Source organism: Stenotrophomonas sp. pho (genome assembly GCF_006228405.1).
Lineage (GTDB): Bacteria > Pseudomonadota > Gammaproteobacteria > Xanthomonadales > Xanthomonadaceae > Stenotrophomonas > Stenotrophomonas sepilia.
On record NZ_CP029759.1, the window covers coordinates 2494636 to 2510063 of the forward strand.

At 69.0% G+C, this 15428-nt stretch carries 2 protein-coding genes and 1 pseudogene; all 3 read right to left on the reverse strand.

Features of this window, described 5'->3' with window-relative positions:
• Positions 1–247: 247 nt before the first annotated feature.
• The 3 genes and pseudogenes from DL544_RS11775 to gspF all read right to left on the reverse strand — a co-directional run bounded on the left by DL544_RS11775 (position 248) and on the right by gspF (position 15421).
• Positions 248–12629: pseudogene (locus DL544_RS11775) on the reverse strand (filamentous haemagglutinin family protein).
• A 199-nt stretch (positions 12630–12828) separates the two neighbouring features.
• Positions 12829–14004 (reverse strand): substrate-binding domain-containing protein, encoded by a 1176-nt coding sequence (locus DL544_RS11780; protein ID WP_139727184.1) that lies wholly within the window; start codon positions 14002–14004, stop codon positions 12829–12831.
• A 217-nt stretch (positions 14005–14221) separates the two neighbouring features.
• A complete protein-coding gene (gene gspF, locus DL544_RS11785) occupies positions 14222–15421 on the reverse strand; it encodes a type II secretion system inner membrane protein GspF (RefSeq protein ID WP_065177670.1) in 1200 nt (399 codons plus the stop codon).
• Positions 15422–15428 lie beyond the last annotated feature (7 nt).

Genomic DNA, 15428 nt, shown 5'->3' on the forward strand with positions numbered 1-15428 from the left:
GCCCAGCCATCCACGCATGGCGTGGATCTACTGCCGAGCCTGCCGCCGGGTGCCATCCTGCGCCCGGCGGCGCCGTGTCGGTGGTCCTCACCGCCGATGGCCGCTCCCTGCCCTCCGTGCCGTCCTGGCTGGGGCCGCCACCATTCCCTGGCGGCTGGCCCGATGCCGTCCGTTCTTCCTGGTCAGTCCCATCCACGCATGGCGTGGATCTACTGCCGGCCGCGATCGTGCCGATCAGGGTCGGCACCTAGCGGCGCTGCGTGCCGTCGTCGCGGCTGGCCTGCGGGAACTGGAATGCGCTGTCGGCGTCGTAGCCGCTGTTGGCGGTAGTGCCACGGGCCGGCGGCGCTACGCTGCTGGTGCCGCTGCCGAAGCCCAGAATCTGCACGCTGATCACTGACGGCTGGTTGCGCCGTGCGTCGTCCTGGCTCTTGCGCATCACGTCCTGTGCCGCCTGGCTGGCGCTGTTGGCTGCCGCACTGGCCGCGGCCAGCGCATTGACGTTGACCGATGCCAGCACCGGCAGACCCTTGCTCTCGCCCTGCACCTGGATGTTGGCCGCGTTGAGCACCTGCAGCGCGGCCAGATTGATGTTGCCGGAGACGCGTATACCGGCCTCGCCCGCATCGATGGTGCCCAGCGGTGCGATCAGATCGACGTCGCCCGGCGGCACTTCGGCGATGGGGTTCAAGGTCGCGATGCCAGCACCGCTGGCCGGGGCCTGAGGCGACAGGATCACATTGCCCCAACCGTCATAGACGCGGCGCGGTGGCGTGTACAGCAGGGTCGTGCGCGAACCACGACCGGCATTGATGTCACCCTGCTCCGACCACGCCAGGATGTCGCCGCCGAACGTGGTCATCACCCGCGACAGGCCCAGCAGCACGCTGTCCTGGCCGAACAGCCGGATATCGCCCTGCCCTTGGGTCACCAGTCCGGCACTGGCCGGGGGCACCACGCCCTGCACACCGATCACGATCTGCCCACCCGGCGCCATCAGCTCGATGTTGCCACCCGCTTCGGTGCGCACGCCGGAGCCGCCGTACATCACGATGTCGCCGGTACGGTCGATCGTCGCGCCGGTCGCAGCCTTGTCTGGCATCAGCGTAGCGATGGCCTCTCGCCCACGCAGGTAGGAGCCGAAGCGGGGTCCTTCTGCATCGGTATATTCCCGTCCACCTTCGCGCAGCTCGGCGTAATAGATCTGGCGCAGGAAGATGTGCTGCTGTTCCTGCGGCAGCGCATCGAAGGCAGCCAGCGCCCCGTCGCCGTCGGCAGCCACGCCGAAGCGCTGCTGCAGCCACTGCTTCAGTTCCTGGTCGTAGACCTTGACTGCCTTGCCCGGCTGCGACGCAAGCGATTGCGCGGGATCGGCAAGGTTGACGGGGTCCAGATAGCGGGCACGCAGGGCCGCGAAATCGATCTGCTGGTTGCCGGCCGTCAGCGCGATGCTGGCGCCGGGACGGGTGTCGCCCTGCACGATGCCACCGAGGCTGACGATGCTGCCCGCATCCTCCTGGCGCAGCTGGCGGCCGGCACTGATCTCGGCGTTGCCGGGGCCGGCGATGGTCGCGTTCAGATGCACGATGTCGCGGCCCGCCGCTGCCACCGTGATATCGGTGGGCGCGGTGTTCAACGCGGTCATCGACACCCCGAGGATGTCCCGGCCTGCCCGCAGTTGCACGGCGCCGGCGGCCTCGAACCAGTTCAGCTGGGTGCGCTGCCCCACGTTGGGATCCAGCGTGCGCCGGGCGCCGGTGGCCAGACCGATGATGTCGCCCTGCACCGCGTAGAAACGGCTCGGCGCCAGGGCCGCAGACACGGAGGACAGCGGAGTATTCGGACCGAACGCAAACAGCGGAAGCGACGCGTCCGGCGATGCAATGTTGCCGTCGACCGACAGGTTGTGCCGCGAGCGGGTCACATTGCCGCCGGAATCCCCCAGCTGGGCCAGGAATGCGGGGTCGAAGGGTCCCGGCAGGCGCGCATCCGCGCCCGAGCGCGCGATCTGGGTCGCGCCACGTTGGGCGAAGATGCTGCCACCGGCCAGCACGTCCAACCGTCCCGTTGCCGAGGGTGCCAGCAGGATCACATCCTGCGTCCCCGGCGTGGCGCTGATCCGGTCCAGCTTGATGTCGCCCTGCGCAGCAATGGCGCTGAAGCGCGAAGGATAGAGCCAGTAATTCAGCAGATCATCACCACCACGCACATCAAGCTGGACCTGCTCGCGCCACAGATTGCTGCCGGTCACGTTATCCGGCCCGGCGAGGCCTGGCGCGAGGTCACCACCGGCACTGAACAGATCCACGGCCGTGCTGGCGGTCCACAGGGAAAACCACGTGCTGCCTGCAGCGCGCGCGCCATCATCCTGCAGCACCGCGCTGTAGTTGGCCAGCGGAACCCGGCCTGCATCGGCGACCCCGCCAAGCACCACATCGCCCCGTGCCTGTAGCTGCGCGACCGCATCGCCCAGCACCAGCACCGGTCCGCCCATTGCGCGGGCGGCGTCGGGCGCAAACAGGTCTGCCGCGCGCTGCTGACGCAGCGTCGCGTAGTTTTCCAGGGTGACGCCCATTGCACCGATGCGCCCGGCATCGAGCTTCAGGCTGCCACGCAGATTGCTGAAGGTACCGTTGAGGTCGAGATTCTGTCCCGCCCTGGAGGGATTGAGGCTGGAGATCGTCGCCTGCAGATTCGGATTCAGTGCGCCACCGATGCGCAACCGCAGGTCGCCGCCACCGGTCAGGTGCAGCTGGCCATTGCTGACGCGGCCGGTCGATCCCACCGCCGCGATGATCGCGCCCGAGCGTGGTGCGCTCAGCGAGCCCAGCGCGTCGCCCATCGGATCGCGGACGCCGGCATTGCGCCCGGCCTCAAGCGTCAGGTCGCCGCCACCCAAGGTGCCGAAGCCGGTGAAGCCGACCATCCGCGGAGAGGCGCCAGCGGCAGCGGACACGTTGGTGTAGGTACCAAAGTTCACCCACCAGCTGGTCGGCACCGGCTCCACGCCGGTGGTGCTCCCGGTTCCCTGCCGCCACAGCCAATTGCCGACCGCGGCACTGGAGTACAGCGCCCAGTCGCGCTCGCTGGTGCCCGACTCCGCGCGCGCGGTCCAGGCGTCGCCGACGATATCGCGCCCGGCTTCGACCCGCAGGTTGCCACCATGATCGGGATACCAGGCCTGGTAGCCTGCGATCGCTGCGTCATAGCTGCCCGGCACCAGGTTCGGCCCCAGCAGTGCGGTGTTCCAGGGAGCCGCTGCACGGGGCGAATTGAAGGCAGCGTCGTGGCCCCCACCCAGCGCGGTGGGAGTGCCGGCGGTGTAGACACCGAAGCCTGACTTCATCACGACGTCACCGGCAGCGAGCAGTTCCATGTCCCCCTTGCCGGTGCGCAGCACGCTCCACGCCGGCGTGCCCGCGCGCTTGCCGTAGGTGGTCACTTCGGTCTGCGTGCCGCCGCCGGCGCAGTAGGTGGGCGCGGTACTGCAGAACTCGTCTTCGGTCATGCCGAACATCGCGGCGAAGTCCTTCGCAGGGGTGCCCACGTAGGACTCGTCACCCCAGTAATCCAGCGAGCCCTGCGCGGCCACCTGGCGGGGTGCCGGGCCGCAGTAGTCGGCCGACATCGCGCAGAACTCATCTTCGGTGAAGCCGAACATGTCGGCCAGCTCTGCGATCGGGCGGCCCGCATAGGACGTGTCGCCGATCCAGTCCAGCGATGCCCGCTCGGTCAACGCACGATCACCCACCCAGATGATCTCGGTCTTGACCGTACCGATCGAGCCCTGGTGGGTATCGGCCAGCACCACGCTGCCTTCGCTGCCCCAGCGCCGGCTGCGTGGATCGGCCGCCCCGACATCGGCACCGGCAACCACGGTCAAGTCCCAGGAGGTGGTGCCCTCGGCCAGCATCGGCGCCAGCGCCCAGTTGCGCCCCTGGTTGCCGTTGGCATCGGCCGGCCGCAGATTCACTGGCGCGTCGCCGGGCAGTTCCACCTTGGTCAACGAAGGAATGTACGCGCCCACCTTGAGCGCGACTTCCCGTGCCAGGCGCAGCGCAACCGGCAACACCGCGCCGGCGGGCCACTCCTGTGCCGCCACCTGTACCGCACTGCGCAGGCGGAAGCCGGCTCCCAGCCGCGCACCTGCCGCCAGCACCAGCGGCTCCTGCAGCACGGTGCCCGCGGCCAGCGTCTGCCCGGAGTCGGTGGTCACTGCCGCACCCAGTACAGTACCCGCGGGCAGGCGCAGATTCTGCGAGATCACCATCGGCGCGGGCAGCACGGTACCAACCGGAAGCGTTACCGATTCGACCGGCACGTCGTAGTTCAGGCGGGTGCCGGCCTGGAACTCGGTGCCGGGCTGCAGCTTCACTCCGTCCACCGGCACCACCAGGCCGCTGCCGAAGGGGGTGTGCCCCGCGCTGCCATTGCGACCCTCATACAGCTGCCAGCCCCCCTCATCCGGCGTGGACGGCGGCGGTGCGAAGCCATCGTTGATGCTGCCGTAGACGTTGATGTTGCCTTCGGCCCGCAGCACCAGCGAGGCCGATTCGCCGAAGCCACGCCGCGATGGATCGGCGCGGTTGGCGTCGGGCCCGTAGCGGCAGCCGGACAGATCGATGTCGCCGGCAATGGTCAGGTCGCCGTCCGGGTTGGCGTCGCTGCGCCGCGCCACCACCTGCACACCGGGACGAAGGCGGACATCACCCAGCGCGCGCGTGCGCTGCTGCAGGTCCGGGTTGCCCAGCGCACCATCGACCCACGCCACGCTGTGCGGATCGACCACCTGGTCCAGCCACTGCTGGGTAACCAGCTGCGCGCGGTTGCCGCGCACATCAGCGGTGCTGGCCAGGGGCGCATCGTCGTAGCGGCGGACACCATTGAGCTGGATGTCGGCCGCGCCATCGATGCGCAGGCCATTGGCCGCGGCAATCGCCGCGTCGTTGCTGCCCACCCGCGGCACATCGATCTTCAGCGAGCCCCGCGCCATGCCGTCGTTCTGTCCAGCGCCGTCGCCGACGGCCACGCCGCTGCCGGCACGCAGGTCCAGGTGCGCCGCGCTGCCCAGACCCACGGCGCCTTCGGCACTGCCCAGCGTGATGGTGGCCCGGTTCGGACTGTCGATGATCTTGCCATGGCTGTCCACGCGCAGGCCGGTACCGTGCGCGTCCAGCGTGCCGTCCACCTGCAACTGGTCGCGGGCGTACAGGCGGATGCTGCCGACCTGCTCGCCGCTGGCATCGATGCGGCCGGCCACGGTCAGGCTGCCCGCGTCGACACTGATGTCGACCCGGCGCGCCTTCACTTCGTCGCCGATCCGAAGATCGCCTTCACCGATCTGGAAGCTGCGGCCGCCGACGACACCGCCGGCGGTCAATCGCTGGTTGAGGCCGGCGAAGTCCTGCAGCTGGCGTGCCCGCACCACCAGTTCGCCACCGTCGTAGGGCACCAGCGTGCCGCCGGCATCGTAGCGGCCACTGGCGGCACCCTGCAGAACACCGGCCAGATCGGCTTGGCCGGCCACTGCGGTGACCGTCATGCGCCCGGCGCGGTTGTTGCGGGCAGAAACATCGATGCGGGAGGCAGCATCGGTGCGGATGTCACCCGTGTCGCTGGACAGCAGGACATCACCGCCCCAGCTGAACTTGTCCACGTCGTACAGCGGGACCTTGCGCCCGGCCAGGTCCAGCACCGCCCGGCCGCCAAGCGTGATGCCCTGGCGTGCGCTCGCCGACAGCCGTCCTGACGCCAGCGCGATCGTGCTGTCCAGCGTGATCCGGTTGGCGTCGATGCTCAGCTCACTGCCCAGTGCATCGCCACCCGCCTTGCCGGTGCCCCCTGCAGGCGGAACTCGCCGCCAGTGCGCACGCGCAGCTGCGCGGCGGGATCGGCGGTCAACAACGGGGTATCGATGCCGAGGCTGCCTCCGCTGTACTGCCAGCCCTTGTCGGCCAGATAGTCGCCGCGCTGCTGGAACACGTCCAGCGTGCCCTGCGCGGAGAACGACAGCTGCTCCGAAGCACTCAGGTTCAGCGCACTGAATCCGAGCACCTGCCGGTTCGCAGGTACTTCAGAGCTGGGACGGCTGAATGGTGCCCGCCCGAGCTGCAGCTGGCGGGTGACGAGGTCCAGCTGCCCGGCGCCGAGCCGGTCCACCATCGGATCGGCCGGCGGCACCGACGCGTCGCTGCCCGGCGCCTGGCTCGCCGCCAATGCGCCGTCCCAGACCAGCGTGTCCACCAGGATGCGCGCACGGTCGGTCGCCGCGCCGTAGCCGCGGATGGCCTGCGCACCCAGCACAAGCGTCTGCAGGCCACTGCGGCCGGTGGCACTGTCGCGCGCGTCCAGGTCGACGCTGCCGAACACGTTGACAGACTCCCGCGCGACCAGGCTCAGCGTGTCCAGCGCCGGCGCGCCGGTGGCATCATTGCCGCGCAGCAGTTGCTGCAGCACGGACTGGTTCATGGTCATGCCACTGGGCAGTGCCCCTGCCGCAGCGGCCTGTGCGATCGCTTCGGCACTGCCGAGGTTCAGCGCCGCCATGCTCAGGCCGAGCTGACGGGTGCCATAGCTGACCGAGTCGCGCATCTGCAGCGTGCCATCGGTCGCTACCGCGATGCTGCCATCGGAAACCAGCCGGGCCTGGCCGTCGCACGCCGCCTGGCACCCCCCGATGTCGATCGCCACCGGACCGGCCTCCACGCCCGTGGTGCCGGTGATCAGGTTCAGGCGCTGGTTGGACACCGCCAGCAGGCCGCCGGAGACCTGGTAAGGCAGCGTCGCGCTGGCACCCGCGTTGGCGGTTGCGAACGGCAGTGTATCGAGGGTCGCACCGGCCTCGACCAGCACGCCGCTGCCACCGGAGGCCGCTGCCACCAGCACTTCCGGTGCGTTCAGGGTGACGCCGGAACGGATCGCCACACTGCGCGCCTGGCCGGTCACCGCCACCTGCGAGGCCTCCTGGCTGAACTGCCCGCCGATGATCATCCGCGCAGGCAGGAAGGCATTGAGCGCGTCGTCGCTGAAGGTGGCGCCGCGATCACGGGCCTGCGATTGCGCGCTACCGTCAACGATCTCCAGTGAACCGACCGCCGGGCTCGCCAACGTGGCTGCCAGCGTGCCGCCGCGCCCATTGTCGGTGGCGGCGCCGAACCGCGCGGTGCCGGCGAAGCGGATGGCAGGCGTGTCTGCACGACCTGCACCTTCGCCCAGCGCTAGGGTCAACCCGAGCGCATCGATGGTCTGCCAGCCACGCGACTCGCCGCGGCGGTCGGCCACCGACTGCGCGAAGCTGTTGTAGGAGGTTTCGTTGTAGCCCGAGTGCCGGCGTACCACTGCGGCGGGCGTCAGCAGGATGTCGGTGAGCAACGGCGAGATTGCCGCGCCCAGCGCCGTGCGCTGCTGCCCGGACACACGCCAGGTGCCGGTGCCGGTCGCAATCGGTTGCACGATGCCAGAGGTGCCGGTAGCGCCCAGCTCCACCCGGAATGCACCGGGCTGCAGCGCATAGCTTGCCGGCATCAGCGTGTAGGTGCCGGCCGCCAGGCCGGGCACGCCAGCCGGCACGGTGATCTGCTGGCCCACCGCCGGAGCTGCGAATCCTTCTTCGCCGCTGGGGCGAACGCCTCGGCGCGTCCCGGTACGATCGCGTACACCGGGTTGCCCGACGCACTGAACGCGTAGCGCGGATTGGCGTCGGCCAACGCCGTGCGCAGCACGTCGACGGAGCCGCCGCGCCCGGACACGAAGGCGGCACCGGTCAACTCACCACCGCCGGACATGTCCAGCAGTGCCCCCGACGCCACCTCGATCTCGTTGGCCTTCAGGGTCACCCCCATCGAGGAGATGCCGGCCGGCGCCAGCGAGCTCAGGCTGCGCGTGCCTACCCGCCAGTCGACACCATCGACGGTGCCACCATAGGGCAGCGACAGGCCGGCACCGCTGGTGGAGGTAACGCTGCCTGGCAGCAGTTCCACCCGGCTGCCGATGGTTCCGTTCTGGATCAGGCCGCCCAGCTGCAGCGTGCCCATCGGCGCCTGCACGTTGCCGCCCTGCTGCACCGTGGCGGCCACCAGGCGAAGCGTGCCCAGCGCCGATTCCGGCGCCGGCTGCGTGGCCGCACCTGTGCCGTGGATTCGCAGCACGGCAGCTGGATCGGCCCAGTAATCAGCGGTCTGCACGGTCTGCGCCGAAGCGCCGGCCACCAGTGTGCCGACCGCGCCTGCGGTGGGGTACAGGCGCGCAGCGGTGACGTCCATCGAACCGGCCGTCATCAGCGCGCTGGTGTTGCCACTGCTGGCAATGCCGTTGGTCAGGCGCACGTCACTGCGGCTTTCCAGCGCCACGTGGTCGAACCCGGGCAGCCAGGTGACGTCGCGGATGTCGATCAGCGCGGCCTGCACCGCCAGCGCGTGATCGTCCGGCCCGGCCGAAGCGACCGCCGCAGTGCCCTGCAGGTTCTCGCCCGCCAGCTGGCCCCAGCGCGCCTGCGCCAGGCGGACGTAGGGCGCACTCAGCCGCAACGCCGACGACGGCCCGGCATCCACGGCCATGCCCAGGCTCGAAGTGCCCTGGCCATGGATGCGCAGGCTCTGGGCCAGGCGCAGGTCGACATCGCCAACGGCGCGGATGTCACCGAACACGGACAGGTTGTCGAAGCCGCCCGCCTGCAGCTGCTCGACCGACAACGCGGCGTGGCCATACTCCAATGCGGCCGGCAGTGGCTGCACCGGTGCGCTGTGCTGGCTGAGGGTGATCGCACGTGCCCGCAGTACCTCCTCGCTGGCGCCACGTGCATGGATGCTGCCGCCGAAGGCCAGCCCAAGCGTGCCACCGCGTGCGCCGGCACCACCGGCGGCCGCGTCCATTCCGCCCTCCAGATACAGCGCATTGGCCGAGCGCAGCACGATCTGCCCGCCGTCGCTGTCCACGCGTACACGGCCTTGGCCGTCGATATCCAGCTCGGCCGACGCCCCCCGCGCCTGCAGGCGCGCGCCGCGTTCGACCACTACGAACGCTTCCGGTGGTCGGTTGTCGACGAATGCTGCGGTCTCCCAGTCCAGCGCCCCGCCGATCTCGATGCGTCCACCCGCGCGCACCTGCCCACGCAGACGGCCGCTGGGATCGGGCAACGAGATTGCGTCTGCATCGGCATCCAGCAGCGCGCCTTCGGCGAAACGCCAGGTGCGTTCGGTGCGCTGCCCGGCGTACAGCGCATTCTGCGGACGCACATCGTCGATCACGATACGGCCGCCCTTCGCAAGCAGTGTGCCTTCAACATCGATGTTGCCTGCACCCAGCAGCGAGATCGTCTGCCCTGGGTCGACCGCCACCAGCGCATCCTTGCCGACGCGCAGGTCACCGCCCACGCTGTTGCGGTCCGAACGCAGGCTGATACTCGCACCGGCGCGCTGGCTGACGCGCCCGTTCGACGGATCGGCGCTGTACAGCGGCACATCCCACGCCGCCAGTGCGGACGCCCGATCGGTTGCCATCTGCGCGTCCTGGGTCAGGCGCAGGCCTGGCAGGGCAGCGACCAGCCGCGCGCCGTCGGCCACCGCCACGCCTTGGTGGCCGTTGATGTCGTACTGTGCGAAGCCACTGCCGAACAGGCCGGGATCCAGTCGCAGCGACGCGTCCGCCGGGTCCGCATCGCCCACTCGAACGCGGCCACCGGTTCCCAGCGAGAAGGCACCACTGCCCTGTCCTCGGCCACTGAACCGGCTCCCCTCGCCCAGTTGCACCCGGCCACTGCCGTCCGTCGTAACCGTGCTGCTGTTGGCCTGCAGGCTGACGCTGCCCCCTTTGCCGATGCGGCCCTTGCCGCGCAGGTCCAGCGCGGCGCCGGCCTCGACGTCCACCGTTGCCTCGGCGCCCACGACCACGTCATGACTGTTGCTCAGGCTCAGGCGGCCGCCATCCGTCCAGGCACCGCTGGCGTCGAGCGGCATCGCCAGTGACGCGTTGCTCCATTCACCGGAGAGATCGATCCGCGTGCCGCCGGCAATGGCGGTGCGGGCGCGGCCATCGTGCAGCAGCGCCGTCGGCCGCCCCTGGACATCCAGCAGGTTGCCCGCCGACAGCTGGCCGCCGGCAATGCCGATGTCGCCTGCCAGTTCCACCTCGCTGCCGGTCAGGTTGAGCTGTCCACCTGCCTGAAGCCGAAGGCTGCCGTCGATGCGGATGCGATCGGCGGTCGCCAGGTCGATCCGTCCCCACTGCTGGGCACTCAGCGCTGCGATATCCAACCACACCGTGTCACGCCGCTCCTCGTTGACCGGAGCCAGCAGCGACCACGCCGCCTTCGCCGGAGCCTTGTCATCCAGGCGCACATCCGAGCCGAACACACCACTGCGGCCCTGGCCGTCGTAGCGCCCCAGGTACAGCTGCGCATTGCGCGCCACTGCCGTCTGCGCCTGCGCATAGCCATCCAGCGCGGCCTCCGGCCTGCGGTTCTGCTGCGCGCCCTGGAAGGTGGTCGTCTCAACCTTCCCATCCAGCACTGCGGTCGGTGCGGAGACGATCAGCCGACCTGCATCGCGGCCGACGGTGTATCCGTTATCGACACGCTGCGCCGCGAATACGATCGGATCACGGAAGGTCTCAGTGATGCCCCAGCGCTCCTGCTTTACTTCATGGCCGCTGTACAGGCCATCGAACAGCATCTCCGCCGGCGCCTCATCAAGGCGGTAGACCTGGCCGTCGACGCCGCGCACCCAGCTCTGCCGGACCACGCCGCTCTGCACATCCAGGCTGCCGCCGGCAAGGTTGATGCGTGAGCCACCGTTCGTGATCACTTCCCTGCCGCCCAACAGGACGGTGCCTCCCTGCGCAGCCCACTCGCCGATCGAGTGCCCCTGGTTGTCGAGGTAGCCACCCACCTCCAGCAGGCCGCCTGCAGCGTACCAGCGCTCCCCCTCGTAGCCCCCGGTACCGGCCGGAACGTGGACCAGCCTGCGGCGATCGACCCAGACTTCACTGCTGGTCAGCTTGCCGCTGTCGCGGTTGTCCAGGGCATCGCGCAGTTCGTTGCCCTGCACCTTGACCTGGACATTGTTGCTTTCCATCGACACCTGCACGCCCACTGCGCCGGACACGTCCACGCGCGCGGCGTCGTCTACGTAGCTGCGGGCCGCCGCATCGGCGATGATCTGGCCGCCCGTGGCAACCGTCAGCGAATCCCTGCTGAAATGGATGTTGCCACCCGAGACGATCTCCACCCGCGACTGGTCCCGGCGATCATTGTGCTGGGACAGATTGTCGAAGGTTGCCGAGCGCGCGCCAGCGCGGATCGCGTCCTGCTCTGCCGACTCCTTGATGAGGCTGTCGCGCTGCGTATCCAGCACCGTGGCCTTGCCATCGTCCTCGATCAGCACCGCCGTAGTGGCGCCATCGGCCAGCGTGACGCTGCTGCCGGCATCACTGGCCGAGGCCAGAAGATGCACGGTGCCGCGCTGTGCGAGCGTGGTGCTGGCCACGGCCACACCGGCCTGCTCGACGCTGCGCCCGGCCAGAGTCACGTCACCCTCAAGCGCGCGCAGCAGGCCGGTGTTGCGCACGCTGCCAGCCGTGCTGCCGGCGATGAAGCGCGGCGCGATCTCATTGCCCCGGGTGGTGGAGCTGGTGTTGGTGGCCGTACCCACGCCGCGCCGGATCACGAAACTGTCTCCCGCAGCGAGCTGCACCTGGCCCTTGCGCGCCTCGATATGGCCAGCATTCTCCACGCTGTGCCCGGCCAGCAGCACGTAGCCACCGCCGCGCGTCGCACTGGTCGGCTCATGGGTCGCGATGCGGGCACCCTGCTCCACCATCACCTTGCCGAATGCATCGCTGAGCGTGCTGCTGCTGGCGTCGGGGCTGTACAGGCCATTGTCGCGGAACTGCGCATCGCTGATCCGTGCTGCAGCCGCCAGCAGATTGCGTACATTGACCTGGCTGTTGTTGCCGAACACCACGCCGTTGCGGTTGGCGACGAACACCGTGCCATTGGCCTTCAGCTGGCCCAGGATCTGGCTGGGACGCGCCTGCGGATCGTTGACGCAGTTCAGTACTGCCCAGTCAGGGTGCTGCAGGAAGTTCAGCGTTGTGTTGCCGCCGATGTTGAAGGTCTCCCAGTTCAGGATCGCCTTGTCCGCGGTCTGCTCGACCGTGACCTGCACCCGCCCGTCGCTGCCCTGCGACTGGATCGCCTCGCGCGCATTGAGCCAGCCACGGGTCAGCGGATTCTGGTCGACGCTCAGGCCGTCCTTGCCGAGGCCATCGGCAACGATGAAGCCAGCTTCGCGGCGCGCCTGCCGCGCCTGTTCCTGCAGGCGCTGCTGCAGGGCAATCGCCTGCGCCGCCGTGCCAAGATTGTCGATCGACTGCTGCAGCTTCTGCCGTGCTGCGTCCTGCTGCTGGGCCGGCAACTGGAACTGGATCGGCACGCCGTTGGGCATCCGGCCACTCTGTGCCGCGCTGCCCTGGGCCGCGCCTCGTTCGGCGAACCAGCCCGGACTGAACGCCTGCTGCGCTTGGCTGGCCGGGGCCACCATGCTCCCCAGTGCGACTGCGATGGCCCACGCCATCGGATGATTGCGGCGCATCGACGCGGCCGGACGAACAACGGACGGGAGCGGGTGCGACATCGGAACCTCATCAACCTGGTGGGCCGCGGCTGCGGCGACGATCGGGGAGGCACGCGCAACGCATGCCCTGCCACTGATAGACGGTTCACGTGGCACGAAACCGACAGCGAAACACTGCGGTGGCGGCACCGTCGCGGAAATGGCGACGCCGGCCCAGAGGCCGGCGTCGCGTCAAGCAGGATTCAACCGGTGCTGCGGATTACAGCGGACGACCGATGCCGGCGCAGGTGCTGGGGTTGTTCAGGCCGGCCGTGCTGCTGGCCAGCACGAAGCGGTTGCGGATCGCATCGCGCCACGCCTTGGTCAGCGGAATGAAGCCGTGGTCGGTGATCGACTTCTCATACGTGACGGTGTAGGTGGCCGGATAGTGGCGGGCCAGGAAGCCGCGCAGGCTGGTGGCAACGCTCGAATCCTTGTAGCACTGGCCGATCACCAGGTTGGTGTAGCCGGCGATCGGATAGCCAGCCGACGGGTTGCCGAACACCGGCACCCAGTTGGCGGGGTTCTCAGCATCGGTGCCGGTCGGCGGAGCGACGGTGTCCAGGGTGGCCTGCACGCTCACCTGGTCCGGCGAGAAGCCCTTGACCTTGGCGACCTTGGTCGCATCGGTCAGGCTCGGGATCACGTCCGGGCCGACGTAGCCGATACGGCCTTCAGCAGCGTAGACCGTGTTGTACAGCGAGGTGCCACCGGTGGCCGGGGCGGCCACCAGGAACGCCGGCAGGTTGCCGTTGGCATCGCGCTTGTACAGGTCGGCGAAGGTCGACTTGATGGCGAACTTGCCGCCCACCAGCTTCGAGGTTTCAGCGTTCTCAGCGGCACAGGCCGCGGTCAGGAAGCGGCTGAACATTTCGCTGGTACCGCTGCTTTCCGCGCGGTACACCACCTGGATCGGGCCACTGCGGTTGGCATCGATGGTCGACCAGTCGCTGATCGCACCCGAGAACACGCCGCAGATCTGCGCCACGCTCAGGTCCACTGCCGAACCGGCCTTGTTGAACGGGATGGTGACCGAGGTGGCCACCGACGGCACCTGGATCAGCGCGCCGTAGCGGTTGGCGTTGGTCGGCTGGTTGAAGTTGGTGGTGTAGCTACTCAGCTCGGTGCTGCTCAGCACCGAATCGCTGCCGGCGAAATGCACGGTGCCGGTGGTCGAGAACAGCGCCGAGTTGTTTTCCAGGAAGGCCTTCTTGCCGGTACCCGAACCGGTCACGGCGTAGGTGAAGTTCGCCGGCAGGATGCTGTCGGCCGAACCCTTGTAGAGGTCGGCCGGCAGCGAGGCACCGCCGCCGGTAACGGTCTGCGCCGAGGCGGCGCCCACGGTAGCGAGCAGCGCGGTGGCAACCAGCGCGGCCAGGGTCTTGTACTTGGTCATGATCTTCTCCTGAAGGGTTTACTGCGAAGGGAAACGCCAAGGGAGGAACGGTCACTACACGCCTGCTGCCGCCGAGGGCCTCCCAGCCCACTCTGCGGCGACGGGTCCATGCTGGTCCGCGCCGATGACAGGCCGCTTAAGAAACCTGTGGAAGATCGGAAAAAGGTGTGGAGGATTGTGTGGAGAATCGAAAGCGTGCCGCGCTGCGCGTTGCGCATCACTGCACCAGCTGATTCATTTCCATGATCGGCATCAGCACGGCCAGCACGATCGTCAGCACCACGCCACCCATCACCAGGATCATGGTCGGTTCCAGCAGGGCGGTCAGCGCCATCGCGCGACGCTCGATCTCGCGCGAGATGGTCTGCGCGGCGCGATCCAGCAGCGGCGCCAGCGAGCCAGTCTTCTCTCCGCTGGCCACGAGATGCACCAGGATCGGCGGATACACTTTCTGTATTTTCAATGCAGAACCCAACGCAGCGCCTTCGCGTACGCGCGCGGACACATCATCGGCGCAGCGCGCCAGCAACGCGTTGCCCAGGGTCTGCCGCGCCGCCTCCAGTGCACGGAGAAGCGGCACGCCGGCATCGAGCAGGATCGCCAGCGTCGAGGCGAAACGCGCACTGTTCACGCCCAGCACGAAGCGCCCGACCATCGGCAGCCGCAGCAGCATCGCGTCCCAGCGCAGGCGCAGTTCCGGCCGGCGCAACGCCAACCGCCATGCCACCACCAGCGCAGCGATGCCGAGCCCCACCCACATGCCCCAGCTGCGCACGAACGCGCTGGCGGCCAGCATCACCTGGGTCAGCATCGGCAGCGTCTGCCGCGCCTGCACGAATGCGGTCACCACCTGCGGCACCACGTAGCTGAGCAGGAAGATCACGATCGCCACCGATACCAGGCTGATCGCCGCCGGGTAGATGAAGGCGGTCAGTACCTTGGCCTGCAGCGCATTGCGTTCCTCGATGTAGTCGGCCAGACGCTCCATCACCCGCGCCAGATCGCCGGAATCCTCACCTGCACCCACCAGCGCCCGATAGATCGGCGGGAAGTCGCGTGGCCGCGCGGCCAGTGCCACGGTCAGGCGCTGGCCGGCGCGCACGTCGGCGCGCACAGCGGTGAGTGCCTGGGCCACGTGCGGGCGCTCGGCCTGTTCGATCACCGCACTCAATGCAGCTTCCAACGGCAGGCTGGCCGCCAGCAGGCTGGCCAGCTGGCGCGTGGCCCAGGCCAGCTCGCTGGCCGACAGGCGGCGAGCGCCCCAGCCAGTGCCTGCACTCCGCGCCGCGCTGACCTGTACGGGTGTCAGCCCGCGCCCACGCAGCAGCTGGCGAGCACCGCGCGGGCTGTCGGCATCCAATTGACCTTTCTCGATGCGGCCCTGCGCGTTGGCAGCCTGGTAATCGAACAGTGCCATGCAGGCC

Coding starts and splice junctions, on each gene's coding strand:
- gspF (WP_065177670.1), bottom strand. CDS start 15,421: ATGGCACTGTTCGATTACCAGGCTGCCAACGCGCAGGGCCGCATCGAG.
- DL544_RS11780 (WP_139727184.1), bottom strand. CDS start 14,004: ATGACCAAGTACAAGACCCTGGCCGCGCTGGTTGCCACCGCGCTGCTC.